General features: G+C 65.4%; 17 protein-coding genes. 14 read left to right on the top strand and 3 right to left on the bottom strand.

Features of this window, described 5'->3' with window-relative positions; all coding sequences use genetic code 11:
- Positions 1–138: 138 nt before the first annotated feature.
- The 7 genes from CK500_RS10125 (at position 139) to yciH (ending at position 7,255) form a co-directional block, all read left to right on the top strand.
- Complete coding sequence (locus CK500_RS10125; protein ID WP_095637120.1) at positions 139–1,143, top strand: alpha/beta fold hydrolase; 1,005 nt, start codon at positions 139–141, stop codon at positions 1,141–1,143.
- A 92-nt stretch (positions 1,144–1,235) separates the two neighbouring features.
- Positions 1,236–1,562, top strand: a complete 327-nt coding sequence (locus tag CK500_RS10120) for a cupin domain-containing protein (RefSeq protein WP_095637119.1) — start codon at positions 1,236–1,238, stop codon at positions 1,560–1,562.
- Positions 1,562–1,990: a rhodanese-like domain-containing protein gene (locus tag CK500_RS10115; RefSeq protein ID WP_095637118.1), complete on the top strand. Its 429-nt coding sequence runs from the start codon at positions 1,562–1,564 to the stop codon at positions 1,988–1,990. The genes CK500_RS10120 and CK500_RS10115 overlap by 1 nt, the downstream gene beginning before the upstream one ends.
- A 429-nt stretch (positions 1,991–2,419) precedes the next feature.
- A complete protein-coding gene (locus CK500_RS10110; RefSeq protein WP_095637369.1) occupies positions 2,420–3,454 on the top strand; it encodes an AAA family ATPase in 1,035 nt (344 codons plus the stop codon).
- A 4-nt stretch (positions 3,455–3,458) separates the two neighbouring features.
- Complete coding sequence (locus CK500_RS10105) at positions 3,459–4,526, top strand: DUF58 domain-containing protein (protein ID WP_095637117.1); 1,068 nt, start codon at positions 3,459–3,461, stop codon at positions 4,524–4,526.
- Entirely contained in the window at positions 4,523–6,868 is a 2,346-nt protein-coding gene (locus CK500_RS10100; protein WP_095637116.1) for a transglutaminase TgpA family protein, read from the top strand. Before CK500_RS10105 ends, CK500_RS10100 begins: the two co-directional genes overlap by 4 nt.
- 93 nt (positions 6,869–6,961) lie before the next feature.
- A complete protein-coding gene (gene yciH, locus CK500_RS10095; protein WP_004046732.1) occupies positions 6,962–7,255 on the top strand; it encodes a stress response translation initiation inhibitor YciH in 294 nt (97 codons plus the stop codon).
- Positions 7,256–7,811: 556 nt separating this feature from the next.
- Here the strand turns inward: yciH and CK500_RS10090 are convergent.
- The gene (locus CK500_RS10090; protein WP_198951544.1) at positions 7,812–8,675 is read right to left on the bottom strand and encodes a geranylgeranylglycerol-phosphate geranylgeranyltransferase; all 864 of its coding nucleotides are present in this window, start codon (positions 8,673–8,675) and stop codon (positions 7,812–7,814) included.
- Positions 8,676–8,787: 112 nt separating this feature from the next.
- On the opposite strand from CK500_RS10090, the gene CK500_RS10085 reads away from it, so the two are divergent.
- Positions 8,788–9,393: a helix-turn-helix domain-containing protein gene (locus CK500_RS10085; protein ID WP_095637114.1), complete on the top strand. Its 606-nt coding sequence runs from the start codon at positions 8,788–8,790 to the stop codon at positions 9,391–9,393.
- A 77-nt stretch (positions 9,394–9,470) separates the two neighbouring features.
- The gene (locus CK500_RS10080; protein ID WP_095637113.1) at positions 9,471–9,719 is read left to right on the top strand and encodes a hypothetical protein; all 249 of its coding nucleotides are present in this window, start codon (positions 9,471–9,473) and stop codon (positions 9,717–9,719) included.
- A gap of 1 nt (position 9,720) precedes the next feature.
- On the opposite strand, the gene CK500_RS10075 is transcribed toward CK500_RS10080, so the two are convergent.
- A complete protein-coding gene (locus CK500_RS10075) occupies positions 9,721–10,950 on the bottom strand; it encodes a TIGR04347 family pseudo-SAM/SPASM protein (protein WP_095637112.1) in 1,230 nt (409 codons plus the stop codon).
- Positions 10,947–11,339: an Htur_1727 family rSAM-partnered candidate RiPP gene (locus CK500_RS10070; RefSeq protein ID WP_095637111.1), complete on the bottom strand. Its 393-nt coding sequence runs from the start codon at positions 11,337–11,339 to the stop codon at positions 10,947–10,949. Before CK500_RS10070 ends, CK500_RS10075 begins: the two co-directional genes overlap by 4 nt.
- Before the next feature lie 208 nt (positions 11,340–11,547).
- On the opposite strand from CK500_RS10070, the gene CK500_RS10065 reads away from it, so the two are divergent.
- The 5 genes from CK500_RS10065 (at position 11,548) to CK500_RS10045 (ending at position 21,259) form a co-directional block, all read left to right on the top strand.
- Positions 11,548–12,303 carry a helix-turn-helix domain-containing protein gene (locus CK500_RS10065; RefSeq protein WP_095637110.1) on the top strand — a complete coding sequence of 252 codons (756 nt, stop codon included), beginning with the start codon at positions 11,548–11,550 and terminating at the stop codon, positions 12,301–12,303.
- Between the two features lie 95 nt (positions 12,304–12,398).
- On the top strand, positions 12,399–14,831 hold the full coding sequence (locus tag CK500_RS10060) for a heavy metal translocating P-type ATPase (RefSeq protein WP_095637109.1): 2,433 nt from the start codon (positions 12,399–12,401) through the stop codon (positions 14,829–14,831).
- A 739-nt stretch (positions 14,832–15,570) separates the two neighbouring features.
- On the top strand, positions 15,571–16,980 hold the full coding sequence (locus tag CK500_RS10055; protein ID WP_095637108.1) for a class I SAM-dependent DNA methyltransferase: 1,410 nt from the start codon (positions 15,571–15,573) through the stop codon (positions 16,978–16,980).
- A complete protein-coding gene (locus CK500_RS10050) occupies positions 16,977–18,335 on the top strand; it encodes a restriction endonuclease subunit S (RefSeq protein ID WP_095637107.1) in 1,359 nt (452 codons plus the stop codon). The genes CK500_RS10055 and CK500_RS10050 overlap by 4 nt, the downstream gene beginning before the upstream one ends.
- Positions 18,332–21,259, top strand: a complete 2,928-nt coding sequence (locus tag CK500_RS10045; protein WP_095637106.1) for a DEAD/DEAH box helicase family protein — start codon at positions 18,332–18,334, stop codon at positions 21,257–21,259. Before CK500_RS10050 ends, CK500_RS10045 begins: the two co-directional genes overlap by 4 nt.
- Positions 21,260–21,274: the final 15 nt, after the last annotated feature.

The raw sequence follows: 21,274 nt of genomic DNA, 5'->3' as shown, positions 1-21,274 counted from the left end.
CCGGCCGTCAGAATCACTAGTATACCCGACAGCGGTCTGCCAACGGCTTGAGGATTTCGGTTCCCGGGATGACGGAGACCGAGGAGGCGAGTTCGCGCCGAACGTAGCTATTTCACCCTCGCGACCCGAGACCGATGCATGAGCGACGCGTCGACTGCGGCGAGCGGCGAGGGGGAAACGACCGACGGGGGGGAGGCGACCGGCGCCGGACGCCTCGGGCTCGAAGCGCTCGACGAGCCCGTGCCGTCGGACGAAATTCCCGAGGACGTGCCGGGAGAGTCGCGGGCGGTCGACGTCGGCGACGTCCGGCTCCACGTCGTCGAGGCCGGGCCCGAAGACGGGAAGCTGCTGGTCCTGCTCCACGGTTTCCCGGAGTTCTGGTACGGCTGGCACGAGACGGTCGCGCCGCTCGCCAACGCGGGCTACCGCGTCGTCGTCCCCGACCAGCGCGGCTACAACCTCTCGGAGAAGCCGCCCGCCGTGAGCGACTACCGGATCGACGCGCTGGCGCGCGACGTGGTCGGCCTGATCGACGCGTACGACCGCGAGACCGCCGCCGTGGCCGGCCACGACTGGGGCGCCGCGGTGGGCTGGTGGCTCGCGCTGCACCACGCCAACCGGCTCTCGGAGTTCGTCGCGGTCAACGTGCCGCACCCGACCGTCTTCGAGCGCGCCCTCCGGAGCTCGTGGGACCAGCGGCTCAAGAGCTGGTACGTCCTCGCGTTCCAGCTCCCGAAGCTCCCCGAGGCGGTCGCCAGCGCCGGGAACTGGCGCCTCGCCGCCCGGGGGCTCCGCGAGTCGAGCGATCCGGGAACGTTCACCGACGAGGACCTCAGGCGCTACCGCCGCGCGTGGAACCGCGACGGCGCGTTCGAGGCGATGGTGAACTGGTACCGGGCGATCGTCCGCGATCGCCCGACCCCCGAGACGGAGACCGTCGAGGTCCCGACGCTCGTGATCTGGGGCGCGAAGGACCGCTTCCTCGCCACGCGGCTGGCCGGCCAGAGCGTCGAGCGCTGCGCCGACGGCCGGCTCCTCACCCTCGACGCGGCGACCCACTGGGTCGTCCACGAGGAGCCCCACCGGGTCGCCGAGGCGATCGCCGAGCACGCCGACCCGCTGCCGCCGGGCGCGCGGGAGTAGCTCGGTGGCCGCGGCCGCCCGCGTCGCGTTCCCCGGCCCCGCGCCCCCGATCCGCCAAACGCCTTTTGTACCGACGCCGGCGACGACACGGTATGACGCTCGATCGATACGCGGACGGGGTCGACGGGCTCGCGCCCGACGACGGAGCAGTGGAGACCGCGGAGCTGGCCGTCACCGACGACGTGCTCGTCAAGGCGTTCGCGCTCGGCCCGGGCGCGACCGTCGACCCGCACGAGCACGGCGACGCCACCAACGTCTTCCACGTCCTCGAGGGCGAGCCGACCGTCGTTCGCGGGGACGAGGAGGAGACGCTCGCGGCGCCCGCGGTCGTGCTGAACGAGCGCGGGACCGTCCACGGCGCCCGGAACGACACCGACGAGCGCGCCGTCATCACCGCCAGCCTCTGCCCGCTCCCCTGATGGACGGCGAGATCGACCCCGAGGAGCTGGCCGCGCTGCTCGACGACGCCGACAGCGACTCCGGAGACGGGGAGGGTGACGACGGGGGAGAGGACCTCCGGATCGTCGACATCCGCGACCGGCGCGCCTTCGACCGCGGACACGTCCCCGGCAGCGAGTGTATCCCCTTCCCGGAGCTGACGAGCCGCGTCGCGGAGCTGGAGGGCGCCGCGCGGATCGTCACCGTCTGTCCCCACGGGGTCGCCAGCCGCCAGGCGGCCCAGCTCATCGGGAGCTACGCCGGGACGCATCGCGCGCGCGTCGAGAGCCTCCGCGGCGGGATCGAGGCGTGGGAGCGCGACGCGGGAGCGCTCGTTCCGACCGCGGCCGACGGCGGCGACCCCGACGGCGACGCCGACCCCGACGAGGGACCGGACGCGCCCTTTTAGGGCGCTACGGGGTCCGGAGAGGGGTTAGCGGCCGGGCGTTCCTCCCCGGACTCACTCCGCGTTTTGGCGCAACGGCGATCGATAGCGGGAGTGGGTCTCGCAGATCGATGGTAGTGAGCATCGTCGATCCCTTATAAACACCCGCCAGCACCACCACAATCCGACTTATAAACAACTGATTCATCGCAGTGATTCACGTACTCCCGCCGTCGATCGTATAGCGTCGCGTCCGGGGGTGTGCGCCGGAGACGCCTCGGCGGAACGCATATCCCGCTGCTATCCTAACCCGAGTCATATCGATGACAATGGGTACCACTCGCACGGTCTTCCTCCGGCGGGTCGGCGCGCGCCCGGACCGGAGCGGTACGCGACCGGACCGGGTCGCCACAGGCGGGCCGCGATCCGCGGTCCGTGACGACGAGCGACGCCATGACTGACCCGGGGGAGTCGGGGCCGCTGGGTGCGGGCCTCGGCGAGAGAAACGGCGACGGTGAGGTGGACGGCGACGGCGAGAAAAACGGCACGGCCGCCGAGGGGCCCGCGATGGCGCCCGCGGCGGTTGCCGAGCTCGCCGATCGCGTCGCCGACAACGTCGAGGAGGTGATCGTCGGGAAGCGGGAGGCGGTCGAGCACGTCGTCGTCACCCTGCTCGCCCGCGGCCACCTCCTCGTCGAGGACGTGCCCGGCGTCGGGAAGACGACCCTCGCGAAGGCGGTCGCGCGCTCGATCGACGGCTCCTTCAAGCGCGTCCAGTTCACGCCGGACCTCCTTCCCTCCGACGTGACGGGCGTCAACGTCTTCGACCAGTCGACAGACGAGTTCGAGTTCCAGCCGGGTCCGGTGTTCGCGAACGTCGTGCTCGGCGACGAGATCAACCGCGCGCCCCCCAAGACGCAGTCGGCCCTCCTCGAGGCGATGGAGGAGCGACAGGTGACGACGGACGGCGAGACCCGCGAGCTCCCGGACCCGTTCTGCGTGATCGCGACGCAAAACGACGTGGAGCCCGGACAGACCTACGACCTGCCGGTCGCGGAGGTCGACCGGTTCACCAAGAAGATCCGGCTGGGCTACCCGGACACCGACGAGGAGGCCGAGATCATCGGGCGGATGGCCGCCGGCCACCCGGTCGAGGCGGTCGAACCGGTGGCGACGATCGAGGACGTTCGTCGCGCGCGGGCGGCGGTGGGCGCGATCGAGGCGACGGAGGAGCTGCGGGAGTACGTGGCGCGGCTGGCGGTCCACACCCGGCGGCACGCCCACCTCGGCGTCAGCCCGCGGGGGAGCCTCGCGCTGTTGCGGGCCGCGCAGGCGCGGGCCGCGCTCGACGGCCGCGGCTACGTGATCCCGGACGACGTGCAGGCCGAGGCGCCGACGGTGTTCGCCCATCGGATCCGGTCCGAGTCCGGCGGCGCCGACGGCGCGGAGATCGTCGCCGACGCCCTCGAACGGGTCCCCGTGGAGTGAGCCGATGCCGAAGGCGACCCTCACCCGGCGCGGCCGCGTCGTCGCCGCCGCCTGCGTGATCGGCGGCCTGCTGGCGCTGGCGGCGGGCGGGCGGGCGCTCGACGCGGTCGTCCTCCCGGGGATCGTCGCGCTCGTCGCCGGCTACGTCCAACTGGCGCGGGTCGAAGACCCCGAGGTGCGGCGGGTCCCGCCGCCGGACGGGTTCGTCGGCGAGCGCGGCGAGGTCCGGATCGAGCTTCGCCCGTCGACCGCGGGAGCGGCGGGAACGTATCTGGCGGCCGTCGCCGACGACACCGACGAGGGGCTCGAAGGGCCCGAGACCCCGATCCGCGCGTCGATCGGGGAGGGACCGGTGACGTACCGGGTCCGGTACCGCAAGCGGGGAAGGCGCCGGCTGGGGCCGGCGAGGGTGACCGCGACGGACGTGTTCGGGCTCTTCGACCGCGAGGTGGTCGTCGACGACGCGGACGCGGTGACCGCGTATCCGGTCTGTCACCCGATTCCGGCGCGGTTCCGGCGGGAGCTGTACGCCGCCGACGCGGTCGGCGTGAGCCGGCGGCGCGAGGAGTTCGACCGGCTGCGGGAGTACGCGCGCGGCGACGCGCTCCGCGACGTGCACTGGCCGACGACCGCGAAGCGCGACGAGATCGTGGTCAAGGAGTTCGCCGCGGAGACGCGGCGCGGGCGGGTGTCGATCGCGGGCGAGACGACCCGCGAGCGCGAGGGGGCCGACGCCCTCGCGAGCGCGGCCGCCAGCCTCGCGCTCGCCGTCCTCGACGACGGGGTCCCGGTCGACCTGACGCTGCCGGCCGGGAGCGTGTCGGTCCGACCGGGGCCGCAGGGCCGGCGCGCCGTCCTCGAACTGGCCGCGGTGACCGGTCCGGGCGATGTCGCCGTCGACGACGCCGACGTGGCGGTGATCGCCGACGGCGACGGCGCGCGGTACCGGACCGGGGGGCGGACCGTCGACGTGGACGAGCTCCGGGCGTCGGCCGCGGACGGTGAGTCGGGAGGGGAACCGACACCGGAGGCCGGCGGCACACCGCCCGAACCGGGGGTTGGCGGGCGATGAGCGGTCGAGTCCCGGGCGACCAGCGGCGCGTCGCGGCCGCGAGCAGGCGCGCGTCGGGCGCGTTGCCGGACCTCGGCCGCGAGGAGGCCGACGAGCCCGCCGAGGACTGGAGCGGGCTCGCGGACCCCGCGGTCGTCGGCGTCGCGCTCGTCGCCGCGGCGTACCTCGGCGTGTTCTTCGAGGCGACGAACGTGGTCGGGGGGACGGCGCGGACCGCCGCGGCCGTCTCGATCGCGGCGGTCGCCGGCGCGGTCCTCGCGCGGGTCGTCACCGAGCGCACCGCCGTGCGGCTGACGGCGACCCTCTTCGCCGCGGGGCTCGCGGGGTACTACTTCGCGGTCCCCGCGAGCCGGCGGGCGCTGTTCTCGGTCGAGAGCGTCGCGCTCGACGTGGTGTCGCTGCTGACCGGGCTCTCGATCCTCCGGCTCGCGGTCGCGGACGTGTGGGTGCTCGCGGTCGCGCCGGTCCCGACGTTCCTCGTCGCGTACCTCGCCGGTCGGGGGCGCCACGTCGGTGCGACCGCGGTCGCCGGCGGGACGCTCGGGTTCCTCGTCTGCACCGGCGACGCGGGGGGACTGGCGGCGCTGGTCGGGGTCGTCGGCGCCGCTACCGCCGCCGGGTTCTCGACGCTGTCGACGCCGGGCGCGCTCCGGAGCCACGGCGACCAGCTCGCCGCCGTGCTGGCGGCGATGATCCTCGTGAGCGCGACGGTCACCGTGCTGCCGGCGGGCGCGGCGCAGCCGTGGGCCGCCGACCGCGGCCAGACGCTGGAGTCGTCGCTCGGCGCCGGCGACGAGGTCGAGGTCGTCGGTCCGACGCGGCTCTCGCCGGAGGTTCGGTACGAGATCGAGAGCCCGGTCGCGTCGAACTGGCACGTCGCCGCCTACGACACCTACACCGGCGACGGCTGGGTGCGGTCGGGCGAGCGGTCGAACCTGGAGGGGTCGCTCGACGGTCCGCCCGGCGAGACGACGACCGCGAACGTCACGGTCACCGCGCGGACCGAGTCGACCGCGCTGCCCGCGCCGTGGCAGGCCGTGGACGTGCGCGGCGCGGGCGCCTCGACCGCGCAGGTCGACGAGCGGGGAGCGATCCGGCTCGGGGCCGCGCTACGCCCCGGCGAGGAGACGACCGTCGAGAGCCGGGTGCTCGACGCGGAGCCGGCGGCGCTCCGGAACGCCAGCACGGAGTACGACTCCGCGATCGAGGAGCGGTACACCCAGCTCCCGGAGAGCACGCCCGACCGCGTCGGCGAGCGCACGGAAGAGATCGTGGCGGCGGCGGACGCCGAGAACCCCTACGATCGGGCCGCCGCGGTCGAGCGGTACCTGCGGACCGAGTACGACTACTCGCTCGCGGTCGAGGAGCCGGAGGGTGACGTCGCCGACGCGTTCCTCTTCGAGATGGACGCCGGCTACTGCACGTACTTCGCGACGACGATGGTCGCGATGGTGCGCTCGCAGGGGATCCCGGCGCAGTTCGCGACCGGCTACTCCGAGGGCGAGCGGGTGGGCGAGGACCGGTACGTCGTCCGCGGACAGGACGCCCACGCGTGGGTGAAGGTGTACTTCCCCGAGCACGGCTGGGTCACGTTCGACCCGACCCCGCCGAGCGAGCGCGACGAGGCCCGGAGCCGGCGGCTCGCCGAGGCCCGCGAGACCGGTGAGGCCGATGTCGACACCGAGGCGTCGGAGCCGGGCGACGACCCGACGACCGACCCCGAAGACGACCCGTCCGTCGGGGCCGAAGACGAGACGCTTCCGGCTGCGAACGGGAGCAACGGGACCGCCGGCGGGACGGGCGACGCCACCGGGATCGGCACCGGGATCACCGAGGACGGGTTCTCTCAGGAGCGGCTCGTCCAGGACGGAACGCCGGCCGGCGGCGTCGACTCGGGAGCCCGCGGGGGCGAGGACGGCGGCCTCCCGATCCCCTCGCGAGAGGCCGTCGCGTACTGGCTGTTCGTCGTGACGGTCGGCGTCGCCGGCGCCCGACGGCTGGGGGTGGCCGAGCGCGCGCGCCGCGCCGTCCGGGTTCGGGTTCCGTGGGCGTGGGGCCGCGGCGATCCGGTCGCCGACGCGAAGCGGGCGTTCGCGGACTTGGAACGCCTGCTCGCGCGGCGCTACCGCGAGCGACGGCCCGGGGAGACGCCGCGGGCGTACCTCGACGCGCTCCCGCTCCGCGACGGCGACGAGCGCGCCCGAGCGGTCGGCGAGACGTACGAGCGTGCGGCGTACGCCGGCTCGGTGACGCGCGCGGAGGCGGACGAGGCGCGGCGGGTCGTCCGCCGGCTCGCCTTAGAGCGGACGCCCGTGATCGGCCGGCTGTTCGACCGCGAGTGAGCGGAGCGCGGGCGAGACGCGGCCGCGCTCGGCGTGCGCGCCGGCCGCACTCCCGACACTATTTAATACAGGCGTCTTGTAGTTTCGGTCGTAATGTCGGAAGTCTGCTCGACGTGCGGACTGCCCCAGGAACTCTGCGTCTGCGAGGACGTCGCGAAGGAGTCCCAGCAGATCAGCATCCGCATCGACGAGCGCAGGTACGGAAAGGAGGTAACGGTCATCGAAGGATTCGACCCGAAAGACGTCGACATGAGCTCCCTCTCGTCGGATCTCAAGTCGAAGTTCGCCTGCGGAGGCACCGTCGAGGACGGCGCCATCGAGCTGCAGGGGAACCACTCGGGTCGCGTGGAGGACTTCCTCCGCGACAAGGGCTTCAACGTCGCGTGACCGTCACCTAACTGTCCGCCGTCGAGCGTTTTTCGATACGCTGATTCGTTGAGCGGCCGCGCTGTGGAGCGATTCGGTCGTTTTGTTTATAAACGGCGATCGATGGCGAACTCCTCCAAAGCCCCAGCCGCTCGCTTATAAGTCGTTGATTTCTGATCGATGACGAACACCGCCAAAGCCCCAGCTGCGAGGCGATACGCGATCGAAACCCCCGCGGAGAACACTGTCAAAGCCCCAGCCGCGAGGCGGGCGCACGCTCGGGGCGGTCCTCGCTCGTTCGCTGCGCTCACTCGCTGTGGTCCTCCCGTCGCCTGCGCCCGCCTCGCGGCTGCCCCTTTGAGTCCCACCCCGCACCGCACGACACCGCAGCCTCACGCCTCCCCAACCTCGGGCGGCGGCGGCCGCGGAACCGCACCGCAGCGCGGCCGCCGCCGCCCTCCCTCGCGGTCTGCTCGCGCCCTTTTAAGGGCGCGAGCAGGCGCGCCGGATATCGATCAGCGGTCCTGTTCCCGGAAATCGGCGAAAGGCGTCACGGTCGGCGCTCATCCCCGATCGCTCAGACGAGCAGCACGGCGCGGCCGACGACAAACGCCGCGGCGGCGAGGAACGTCCCGTATTTAAACCGCCGCTGTGCCGCGGTCGGGTCGGCGAACGCCTCGTAGCAGGCGTACAGCATGACCGCGTCGGCGACCGCGACGAGGAGGAGGTAGGCCCCGCCAAAGGTTCCGGAGAGGTACGGGAGCGGGCTGGCGGCGACGGCGACGACGAGCGATCCGGTCGCGACCCACAGTGACCGCCGCTCGCCGATCGCCACGGGGAGCGTCCGGAGCCCCTCCTCGCGGTCGCCGACCACGTCCTCGACGTCTTTGATCACCTCGCGGGCGAACGTCGAGAGCGCGGCGAGCAGCGCGAGGGCGACGACCGCCTCGGGCCGTCCCACGGCTGCGCCGCCGAACAGGAACGTCGACCCCACCAGGTACGAGACGAGGGCGTTGCCGAGCCCGGGCGTTCCCTTAAATACGGTCGTGTAGGTGACGAGGGCCACGAGATTGATCCCGGCGATCGCGAGCGCCAGCCGCGGGAGCGCCACCGCGAGCGCGACGGCGGCCGCGAACCAGACGCCGGCGATCCCGAGCGCGCCCCGCGGCGACACCGCGCCGCGCGGAATCGGGCGATCGGGCCGATTGATCGCGTCGATCTCGCGGTCGAAGTAGTCGTTGATCGCGTTGCCGGCGGCGACCGCGAAGGCGGTGGTGACCGCGGCGATCGCCGCCGGGGCGAGCGCGTCGCCGGCGCCGGCGACGAACGCGCCGGTCGCGGTGAGGACCGCGGCGGCGACGCAGTTCCCCGGGCGTGCCAGTTCGAGGGCTCCGCGTGCTGTCTCGCGCACGTCGTCTCCGTGAACCGCGGCGCGGCACATAAACGGCGCGGGATCCGGAGAACCCGAGGGACCGAGCCAGCCCCATCCACCCGCGTTCCCGGACACTGAGGATCCGCCGAGCCACTAAGCCGCCCGGCCGCGAAGCGACCCCATGGCCGATGCCGCAGGGGAGGGACGGCGGCTCCGCGTCGACCTCGACATCGATCCCAGCGACGACTGGGAGTGCCCGATCGTCTCCGAGACCCCCGACGCGAGCGACGTTGCCGTCAACGCGGTGGGCCACGAGTGCACCGTGGACGTGCAGCCGGCCGACGACGACGGTCTGGTGCGCGCCCGCGGCGAGGTCTCCGACGACTGCCTCTGTCGGATCTTCCAGGAGTTCGGCTGCGTCCCGCAGGTCCGGCGGGTCGAGGACGGAACGATGCTCGTGACTACCTACGTCGACGACCGGGACACGGTCCGCGACGTGGTCGGCAGGCTCAGGGAGGACCTCGATCACGTCCGCCTGGTCCGGCTCGCCGTCGTCGAGGGGCCGGAAGCGAGCGAGCAGGCGACCTTCGACCTGTCCGCGCTCACGCCGAAACAGCGCGAGGGCCTCGAACTCGCGGTGGTCCGCGGCTACTTCGACGACGACCGCGACGTGGGGCTCGGCGAGCTGGCCGCCGAGCTGGACATCAGCAAGTCCGCGCTCTCACAGCGGCTCCGGACCGCGCAGGCGAAGCTCGTCACCGACGTGTTCGACGAGGTCGAGCGGTAAGTTCCGCGCGGTCCGCTTTTAAAATCATCTACCGGTAAAGCGCCGCACGGAGGGTGCCGGAGCCCGTAAATCGATCCATGAGCGACTCCCAAACCGATCCCCGATCCCCGCCCGAAGACAAGACGGGACGCGACGCGGCGGAGGGGGGAGACGCGCTCGTTCCCCGCCCCGCGCACGACGAGGCGACGGTCGAACTGGTCCGCGACGCGATCGGCGTCGCGCGCGGCGAGCTCTCCGACGAGCGGTTCTCCGAGAAGTACGGCACCGCGGACGAGCCGCCCGGCGCGTGCGGTGGAAGGCCCGACGACGGCGGGTCCGACGGGTAGCTCAGTCCGCGTCGGCCGCCGCGTCGCCGCCGATCCGGCTCAGCGCCGCGTTCCCGTCCCGCTCGGCCTCGGTGAGGTAGCACTTCGGGTCGGGCGCGAACGGGTCGCCGTGGGCCGCCAGCGCCCGGAGCCGCGAGCCGCCGCGGCAGACGCCCTTGTACGCGCAGTCGGCGCACCGCCCGGAGAGGCGGTCCTCGCGCTCGCGGAGCGCCCCGAGCAGCGGGTTCGACTCGTCCGACCAGATCGCGCCGAACGAGCGGTCGCGGACGTTGCCGGGCGAGTACCCCTGCCAGAACTGCGTGAGGTGGACGTTGCCGACGGGGTCGACGTCGGCGACGCGCTCGCCGGTCGGGTCCCCGCCGTTGCGCTGGAGGTACCGGTAGATCAGCCGCGCCCGGTCGGTCCCCATCTCGCGGTCGGCGTACTCGACGAGGTGGCCCGCGTCGGCGTAGTTGCCGACCAGGAGCGTCTCGATCTCCTCGCCCGCCTCGTGGTACTCGCGGGTGAGGTCGCACAGGTCGGTGACCGCCTTCCGGGTCGCCTCAGGAGAGAGGTCCACGTCGGAGATGTCGGCGCCGCGGCCGCCGTAGTCGAGGTGGTAGAAGCAGAACCGGTCGACGCCCACGTCGACGAGCAGGTCGACGACGCCGGCGAGATCCTCGACGTTGTGCTCGGTGATCGTGTAGCGGAGCCCCGTCTTGAGCCCCACGTCGAGACACGCCTCGATCCCCCGGACCGCCGCGTCGAACGCGCCCTCCTCGCCCCGGATGCGGTCGTTGCGCTCGGGGAGGCCGTCCACCGAGACGCCGGCGTACTTGAGGCCCGCTTCCTTCAGCTCGCGGGCGCGCTCGCGGGTCAGGAGGGTCCCGTTCGTCGAGAGCACGGGGCGGACCCCGCTGTCGGCGGCGTGGGAGACCAGCTCGGGGAGGTCCTCGCGGACGAGCGGTTCGCCGCCGGAGAAGAGCAGGACGGGCACGCCGAACTCGGCGAGGTCGTCGATGAGGGCCTTCCCCTCCGCGGTCGACAGCTCGTTCGGCGCCCCCTCCTGGTCGGCCGCGGCGTAGCAGTGCTCGCAGTAGAGGTTACACCGCTTCGTGGTGTTCCAGACGACCACCGGGCGCTCCTGTTTGTCGTCCGTGATCTGGGGCTCCTTCGAGCCGTCGGCCGCGTCGTACCGGAGGCCGTCGCTCTCGGCGTCGAGGTCACAGAGGAGCTTGCTAACGGAGATCATCGCGACCCCTCCGCGCCGTCGGTGTCGGCCGCGTCGGCCGCGGGCGCCCCGCCGCAGGAGACGGTCGGCGTGCCCTCGGTCTCCTCGTAGACGCGCGGTTCGTCGGCATCTCCGGACTCCCCGGTACCCGCGTCGTCGCCCGCCTCGTCCGCGAGCGACTCGGCGGAGTACCGGTGGGTCTCCTCCGCGGGACACACCCATACGTCGCGGGCGTACCACGCGAAGAGCTTGCTCGCCTCCTCGTGGGCGGCGTCTGGCGTCGGCGCCGCGACGGTGCCGACGTGTCGGAGCGGGTCCGCCTCCTCCTCGCGGACGAACACCTCGAAGCGCCGACCGTCCGCGGAGCGCGCCCCGTTCGATCCGCCGGTCCGGTCCGTCTTCTCGACCATACCCCGGATACACAGGGCCCACCGAACCCGTTTTCGAGGGTTCCCACGGCCGCGAAACGCGCCCGAACACGTTCGGTTGTCGATCGTATAAACTGACTCTCGCTATAGAAAATCGGGTTCGCGGAGCGGAGTCGGGTCGCGCGGCGCGCACAGACTCGGCGTCGGATCGGGCCGCGCGTTAATGTCCGCCGAGCGCCTACCCCCTGGCATGCGCGAACTCGTCTTCGCCCTCGAGTACGAGCCGGGGCGCAACAGGGTGGCCGACGCGCTGGCCGACCACCCCGGGTCCCGGGTCCGGTCGCTGTCGGTGCACGCCACCGACGACCACCTCTGGCGCGTCGACCACGCGGCCGGCAGCCCGGCCGCGCTCGACGCGCTCGAGACCGCCTTCCTCGACGGCGACTACTACGCCGACTGCCTCGCTGCCGAGGACTGCGGCGCGGTCCAGACCACCCGCGTCCTCGATCACACCGACGACGCGCTGGTGTTGTACACCGACTGGGAGCCGACGCCCGTCTGCGCGTCCGTCCCCCACATCGCGCGCGACCACCTCGGGGAGAGCGTGCTGTTCGAGACGCGCCACGAGGGGCGCCACTACACGTGGCGGCTCATCCACTCCGGCGAGGGGGACGTGGGCGCGTTCTTCGACGCGCTCCGCGACGCCGTCGGCGACGCCGCCCGGACCGAACTGCTCAAGACGGCGAGCGCGTCGGGCGCGACTGGCGGACCGGGAACGGACGGGGACGACATCGGCCTCAGCCCCGAGCAGGAGGCCGCCCTGCGGGCCGCCGTCGAACACGGCTACTACGAGTCGCCGCGCGAGGTCGACGTGGGCGGTCTCGCCGAACACCTCGACGTGCCGCGGTCGACGCTCACCTACCGGCTCCGTCGGGCCGAGGAGCGGCTCGCGAAGGCGCACGTCGCCGAGGGACGGGTCGTCGACGCCGGACCGCCCGAAGAGTGAGGCGGCGGGGCCGACCGTCGCCCGGCCCGGCCGGTCCGCGAATCTTGGAATACTCCAACCAAGGCTTATCGAGATACGGCTCTTCTCTCCGCGTAATGAGTGACGGCTCGAACGACGACGGGACGACACCCGGGGTCGAACCCGACGGAAACGGGAGGCGCCGGGAGCTGACCGCCCGCCTCGCGGTCCCGGAGATGGACTGCCCCTCCTGCGCCGGCAAGGTCGACAACGCGCTCGGACGCCTCGACGGCGTGACCGACACAGCGCTCAACCCGACCGCCGGGACGGCGACGGTGACGTACGATCCCGACCTCGTCGGCGAGAGCGACGTGGTCGCGGCGATCGAGGGCGCCGGCTACGAGGTCACCGGCGGGCGGACGGGCGGCGACGGGACCGACGCCGGGGCTGCTACCGACAACGACGCCGACGCGGGCTCCGGCGGCGTCGCGGTCGCGCCGCCCGCCGAAGTTTGGACGACGACGCGCGCAAAGAAGACGTGGCTGGGCGCGGCGCTCGTGACGCTCGGGCTCCTGTTCGAGTTCGTCCTGACCGCGCGGAACCCCGCGGTGGCGAGCGTGCTCGGGTATCCCATCCATCTCTCCGGCGTCCTGTTCCTCGGCGCGGTCGCGGCCAGCGGGATCCCCATCGTCCGCGGCGGGTACTACTCGGCACGCAACCGCAGCCTCGACATCGACCTGCTGATGGGGACGGCGATCGTCGCGGCGACGGGGATCGGCTACTTCGTCGAGGCAGCCACGCTCGCGGTCCTCTTCAGCGTCGCCGAGCTGCTGGAGGACTACGCGATGGACCGCGCCCGCGACTCGCTGCGCGAGCTGATGGAGCTGTCGCCGGACGAGGCGACGGTCAGGCGCGACGGCGAGGAGGCGACTGTCCCGACCGACGACGTGGCGGTCGGCGAGACCGTGATCGTCCGGCCGGGCGAGAAGGTCCCCCTCGACGGGACCGTTCTCGAGGGCGAGAGCGCAGTCGACGAGTCGCCGATCACGGGCGAGAGCGTCCCCGTCGACAAGGCCCCCGGCGACGAGGCGTTCGCGGGCGCGATCAACGAGACGGGGTACCTCGAGATCGAGGTGACCTCGACCGCGGGGGACTCGACGCTGGCGCGGATCATCGAGCTGGTGCAGGGCGCGCAGGCCGAGAAGACCGAGACCGAGCGGTTCGTCGACCGCTTCGCGGGGTACTACACGCCGGTCGTGGTCGCGCTGGCGATCCTGACGGCCGCGGTCCCGCCCCTGGTCATCGCGGAGCCGATCGCGGTCGACGTCGCCGGCTACGGGTTCGTCTTCGCCGCGGACTGGGGGACGTGGTTCGTCCGCGGGCTCACCCTGCTCGTGATCGCGTGCCCCTGCGCGTTCGTCATCTCGACGCCCGTCTCCGTCGTCTCCGGGATCACGAGCGCGGCGAAGAACGGCGTGCTGATCAAGGGCGGCAACCACCTCGAGGCGATGGGCGAGGTCGACGCCGTCGCGCTCGACAAGACCGGGACGCTCACCAAGGGCGAGCTGGCCGTCACCGACCTGCTCCCGCTCGGGGACGCCGACGAGGCGAGGCTGCTGCGGCTCGCCGCGGCGCTGGAGCGGCGGAGCGAGCACCCGATCGCCGCGGCGGTCCTCGACCGCGCCGAACGTGCGGGCGTGTCCGACCTCCCCGAGCCGGCGGGCTTCGAGAGCCTGACCGGGAAGGGGATCCGCGCCGAGATCGACGGGGAAACGTACTACGCCGGGAAGCCGGCGCTGTTCGAGGAGCTCGGGTTCGACCTCTCGCGGGCCCGGGCGGAGACCGACGGCGGGGTCGTCGCCGAGGACGACGAGACCGAGGGGGCGACCGGAGGGAGCGACGGGTCCGCCCCCGACGAGTTCGCCGACGGCGCCCTCGCCGCGCTGGAACGCGACGGGAAGACGGTGGTGCTCGTCGGGACGGCGACGGAGCTCACCGGGGCCGTCGCCGTCGCCGACGAGGTCCGCCGCGACTCGAAGCGGGCGGTCGCGCGCCTCCGGGAGCTCGGCGTGGAGCGCGTCGTGATGCTGACCGGGGACAACGAGGGGACCGCGCGGGCGATCGCCGAGTCGGTCGGCGTCGACGAGTACCGGGCCGACCTCCTGCCGGAGGAGAAGGTGGACGCGGTCGAGTCGCTGCAGGCGGCGTACGGCGAGGTGGCGATGGTCGGCGACGGGATCAACGACGCGCCCGCGCTGGCGACCGCCGAGGTCGGCGTCGCGATGGGCGCGGCGGGGACCGACACCGCGTTGGAGACCGCCGACATCGCGCTGATGGGCGACGACGTGGCGAAGCTCCCGTACCTGTACGACCTCTCGCACGCCGCCAACGGCGTCATCCGACAGAACGTCTGGGCGAGCCTCGGCGTGAAGGCCCTGCTCGCGCTGGGCGTGCCGCTGGGGCTTGTGAGCGTCGCGATGGCCGTCGTCGTCGGCGACATGGGGATGAGCCTCGGGGTCACCGGCAACGCGATGCGGCTCTCCGGGATCGAACCCGAGTCGTTCGAGTAGGCGGGAGGGCGGTGAGTCCGCCGCCCGCAACGCTCGAACAAACATGAACAATTATTAAGGATGCGCTCGTCGGGTGAATCGTGCCACCCGTAGTACACGGTTGACCCGAGCTCGGAATCGGAGGCGGCGGTCGGTCCCGAGGGCCCGAGCACGCGCGAGACGAGCATCGAGACGGAACCGGCGACGTCGAGAGACGACGCGCCGGGCGGTTGCGAGGAGTCCGCCGACCTGCCGACCGCCGCCGAGGCGGTCGCGCAGTGCGCGGCGACGTTCGACGCCGCAGACACGGCGCGGATCCCGAACGGAACCGGCCGCTGGAACGCCTACGCGGGGTCGTGTCACGACGGCGAGTGACCGACCCCGCCCGCGATTTTTCGACCGGCGAGCGGCGCGTCCGAGCCGCGGCGCTCGGCGCGACGCACCCGTCCCTTTTAGGCGACGAACCGACTACGAGCCACCGGCCGATGACGATGCACCGCTCCGAGCCGCCTCGGCACCGGCGATGACGAGCCCTATGAGTGCCGAGGCCAATCTATTACCGACCCATTAGCTCGCTCTGCAATTGTGGAACGATAGGATAGGAACAGCAGAATCGCTTGGTAAAATCTATCTAAGGAGCAGTATCTATCGCGGCTCTATTGCTATTTTCCGGCCAGAGCCATGGCGTTGTGATTGCAATTGACGTACTCCTGCAAGCTGCAGGAAATGGTATTTAATATCCCCGTGTACAAGCCGAAGTATGAGCGCAGATTTCGACGAAAAAGTCCTTTATCAAGTCTGTAAGTGGATGCGAAACGACCAGATGATAATCTCGGACTATATTGAGCAACTCTCTGGCCTTCTCTTCCTCAAAGCGTGCCAAGAAAGTCCTCGAATCAACCAAGACGATCTTGACATTCCAGAGTCAGCTCGATGGGAGCGATTAGTATCGGACGAGGTGCGGCGGGAGAAGAGCATTCTGGAGACATACGATGAGATGATTAATGAGCTCCAGACTGATGGAGAACTAGCTCGAAACGCCTTCAACAATTTCAATAATAAGTTTGGAAGCGAGACTACGCTTAAGAACACCGTTGACGACATCGAATCTCTTGAGTTCTGGGATCATTATGAGGGTTATTCGGATTTCTTTGGAGATGCGTATGAGTTTCTCTTAGAGAAGTATGCTGACAAAGCAGACGGTGCAGGTGAATACTTTACTCCACGGCCGCTGATTCATGCGATGGTCGAAGTCGTTGACCCGGAGTACACGGAGTCGGTGTACGACCCTGCGAGCGGGACAAATGGGTTTCTTATTGCTGCTTACAACCACGTCGGCAGAAAAACAGCTGGTGAGATAGCCGGAAAAGAACGCAAATTCTTGAATACGCCAGAGGAAGGCGCTAACTCCTACGCCGAGCAGCTCACCGGACGAGAATTAACAAGTCAAACCTACCGGCTTGGTCTGATGAATCTGATACTCCACGATATTGACCCCACAGAGATGACTTCTTTGCGGGGAAATTCACTCACCCGTGAGGTTGATCAAGAATACGATGTCATTCTCGCAAATCCACCTTATGGCGGGAATGGTTCCGATAAGTTCCCAGGTGCCTGGGCTGAAACAACTGCTCCAGAGACGAATTTTCTACAATTAATAATGAGATCGCTTTCTCAAACCGGGCGAGCAGCCGTTATCGTTCCAGAAGGGGTCTTATTTCGAGGTGGTGCAGAAAAATCAGTCCGAGAACGGTTGTTAGATCAATATATGCTGGACTGTATTCTTGTGCTTCCCGAGAACTCTTTTCATCCTTACGCTGGTGTAGACGCAAACGTGTTATTTTTCGAACGAGATGCTGGAGGGACAGATGAGATCTGGTATTATGATCTGCGATCAACTGTTGAAAGTATAAAAGGATCAAATCCACTTACACAGTCTCATTTTGACGACTTTATTCGTGACTTTGGGTCAGATAGAGATCTAGTCGATCGCTTCTTTAGCGTTCCCGTTGAAGATGTGGTGGAAAATGATTATCAGTTAAACCATAGCCAATATCAAGAATTTTCTGCAACACAGCATCGGCCTCCTGCTGAAATTGCAAAAGAGATCCGACATGAAATGTCATCTATTGATGAGACAATTGACTCTCTGCTCAGCGACTCACAATGATAGACGAAGAAGACGTACCTGACGGCTGGAGAGTGATGAAAATAAATGATGTGATTGATAAAGCTGTTAATGGCGGAACACCAAAACGTTCCAATCCGGAATACTGGGATGGAGAAATCCCGTGGCTTTCTTCTAGTGAAGTAAGAGGAAAATACACTACAAACCATCCAGAAGAATATATCACTAAAAAGGGTCTAGATGAATCTAGCGCAAATATTTGGCCAGAAGGGACTGTATTAGTTGCAATGTATGGAAGGGGGACTATTGGTAGGCCAGCAATCACGAACACAACTATATCTGGTAATCAAGCTATTTGCGGATTAGTTCCTAATACCGGAATTATTTTTGAGGATTTTTTATACTATTGGCTAGAGAACATTCGGGAAATATTAGCAAGCAAGGGAAGAGGTGCAACTGCTAGCCAACAAAATCTTAACCAGAGTATAATCACTGATACGGAAATCCCCGTGCCCTCTTTGGAGGTTCAAAATTCAATTGTTCAAACAATTGAGGATCAATTGAACGCAGTTTCTGCTCTAGAGAATATGATTGGTGCCGTAACTTCAAAAATGAATGAATATGAGGATTCTATACTTGCGTTTTTGTTGTCGGGTGAGAAAGATTATACATCTGAAATTGTCACCGACATCCGAGATGAATCGAATATACCTCCATCATGGAATCTACTTACGATTGAAGAGGTTGCGGAGGAGATTCGTACCGGCGGGACTCCTAAAAAAAGTGAGCCCAAGTTCTGGGGAGGAGACCTTCCCTGGCGTGGTTCCAAACATTTCAATCTAAACACTCTGGAGCTTAGCGACACTCAACAGTTTCTCACTGAGTCTGGAAAAGAGCAATCCAGAGTCGCCAAAGAAGGCGATGTACTAATCGTTTGTCGGGGTGCACATACTGGAAAAGTTGCCTTAGTCAGAAATGAAACAGCATTTAATCAAGATATCAAGGTTATACATTGTTGCAATTCCGTTGAGCCTAAGTTCCTTGCCTATTACTTGACTAGCCTGTCTGACTATTTCGATGCAATCAAACGAGGAGGAACAACAAAAGGGATAGTAACAAGCGATCTCGCTGAACTTGAGATACCAGTACCACCGATAAAAGAGCAAAAAGATATTATCGGAAAATTCGAAGGTGAAAAATCGCAAATTGATAAGTGTCGTGAAGATATCAATGCGGTGGAAAACATGTTAAACGAGTACCGGAGCTCTGTTCTCTACTATGCGTTCCGCGGCGATCTCATAAATTCACCAATTAATGAAGGTACTGTTGAACGGGGGGGTAAGGATAGTGTGGAATTACAGAATACCTTGTCACATTACGGGAGTGGAAACAAATGAGCTCTATTACTCCAGAAGAACAGGCCCGAAATCAGATTGACCAACAGTTGATGAAAGCAGGGTGGGAATACCTTGGAAAGCACATCAATTATGACGAATTAGGTACTGCCAGTGGCACTGGCTATATTGAGGAACTTGAAACAGAAACGGGTCCTGTGGACTATGGTCTTCTGATTGACGGTAATCTTACTGCGATAATTGAATCAAAGCCTAAATTGGAAAGTGCCGCCGGGCATTTTCAGCAAGCAGAACGATACGTAAAATCTGTAGAGGGACCACACGCTACCGGAGAAGATTATGGAATTCCAGTTGCATATGTTGCGACTGGTTCCCAGACATATCTGTACGATTTCCGTAAATACGCTCCAACTTCTCGTTCGATTTCAAGTTTTCACACTCCAGAGGGCCTCAATCGGCTTGTAACGCGAAATTATCACGGTGCCCAGGAATGGCTTCAAGATCATCCTGCATCAGAATTTGACCCCGATCTCTGGGATCACCAAAAAAGGTGTAGCGACGCCGTTGACAAAAATATCAGTGATGGAAAGCGGCGGATGCTAATACAGATGGCAACCGGTGCTGGGAAGACCCGTACAGCTCAAGCAATTACATATCGACTTCTTCAGTCCGGGTTCGCAGATCGGATTCTGTTCGTTCCAGATACGCGAAAGCTTGCTGAAGATGCGTACGATTCTTTCTCGGGCTACGATCCCACTGGAGCACCGCCTTTCCGTGACCGTTACCGTATTGTGAATCTAGAAGAAGAGGAAGCGGATCGGCTTAATCGTGGAGAGGTGGTAATCACCACGTTGCAGAAGATGTACTACCTTCTCGATAATGACGAGGTGGATTTCCAGCCGGGCGACTTCGATGTAATAATCTCCGACGAATGTCATCGATCTGTCTACGAGAATGAAGGATATGGGGGCGTTTTTCAGCAATTCGATGCCATAGAGATTGGTCTCACAGCAACACCGACCAAGCGAACAGTAGCCCGTTTTGATAATAATCTCATCCTCAAATACGGCTACGAGGACGCGGTTTCTGATGGCCACGTTGTTCCGTTCCAAATGTACGCTCTTGAGACAGAAATCACTATGAGTGGGGTAATCGACGACAAGACGGGTGAGTACTATCCACCCGATGCCCTCGGTAGTGAGGTACTTGTCCCCGATACTCATCGAAAAGTCGGACAAGAAATCCGAAACCAGATGGAAGATGAGAACGAACTAACGCTTATATTTGCGAGGAACGACAACCATGCTACTCGAATCGTACAGGATTTACGTGAGACCGTCTTCTCAGATAAACCCGATAACTACATCCAAAAAATCACGTACAAGTCTGACCGTCCAAACGATACCCTATCTCGGTTTTCTGATCCGTACGATCCATCGCCAGCTATAGCAGTGACTGTTCAGATGGTGAGCACCGGAGTTGACATCCGGCCGCTGAAAAACGTTGTTCTTCTCAACCCGGTGAAATCTCCCGTGTTGTTTAATCAGATGCTGGGGAGGGGGACCCGTGTTTACGACGACAAGACCCACTTCAATATCTACGATTGTGTGGGTGCTCTGGAATATTTTGAGGGAGTACCTCCCTTCGGAACACTAGACTATGGAAGTCCTGCAAGCAGTAGCGAATCCTCGGGGGAAAGAGATGGGTCAGACGAAAAAGAGGGCCCCGCTATTGTTGATGTCCCGGACGAAGTGCTACGGTCAGAGCCAGTCTTCCCAACAGAGACCGGTGAGCGATTAACCGCAGAGGGGTTCCGTAGAGCGTTCCGTAGTGACGTTCGTGCCGAAGCAGAAAAATTCCAGCAAGAGATAGAGGAGGCACCGGATATCGAAACGGCAAATAACGCTCTTCGGGCCCATTTGCAGGAGCTTTCGCGGTACTTCGTTCCAGTCTTCCTCGAGAAAGCGTACGAGCCGATTACCGAAGGCGAGGAACATCTGCTCATCGACTTCGTGAACGAGGCATTGACTGGGCGGCTTCCCAAATTCAGCGAGAGGGTAGAACACACCCGCACAGTTCTGGACGAGTACGAGTTCACCGAAGTTGAGCAGGAATATGTCGAGCTCATGGCGGCTACCGCCGAACCGCCAAATGGAGTGTCTAGTTCTGATTTCTATGATCCTCCGCTTAGCAACATTGGTGGACTTAAGAGGGCAAACAAAGAGTTCACCACGCTTCGTCCGCAGGAGCTGATTGACGAATTTAGATCGCATCTCTCCAGTCTAATCGGCAATACCATCTCTGATCCAAGTAATCTCGAAAACATCCTTGCGTCGAACCGCGTAAGAGAGAGGCTCAAAGAGGAGCTCCTTGACGAACTCCAGGCAGAGAATCTGGAAATCGACGAGGAGCAGCTCAGTCGAATTCTCGAAAACAGCGTCACAGTCGAAGTTCACAAATCGGGCGCAGCTGAAGAGTTTGCTCTTAGCAGATCTGCGATTCAGGAGTCTTACTCCATAATGACCGGATCCACGGTCAGGAGTACGAAGAGAAAGCCACCAATCACTGCTCGAATCAACGTTAGAGACGCACTCACAGTAAGTTCATCTCTGCTCACAGGGAAGATAACCTCTGATCCGACAGCAGCACTGATTGCCCTCTACATTCTCAAATGTATCGCCCGACCTAGCGAAGAGAAGATCACGAAACATCAAGCGTTTACCTATGCTGTAGGTTGGGAATCAGTTGAACAAGGGGCCTTCATATATAAGGATGACCTGACCAGCAAAACCGTAGATGCAAGTAGGGACAGCGCGATGATTGACGAAATAACTGAGGAAGCAATTGAAAAGGCGATACAAGAACTGGAGCGCATAGGTTGCATTTCGATGGAAGAGGTAGATCGTGGTGTGATGATCTGGTTCGAAGACGAGTTTGATGTAGAATATACCGTGAGTGAGACATGAGGTTAGCTGAATATG

It is taken from the genome of Halorubrum salipaludis (genome assembly GCF_002286985.1).
Lineage (GTDB): Archaea > Halobacteriota > Halobacteria > Halobacteriales > Haloferacaceae > Halorubrum > Halorubrum salipaludis.
This window is presented reverse-complemented; position numbering and strand designations above follow the sequence as displayed.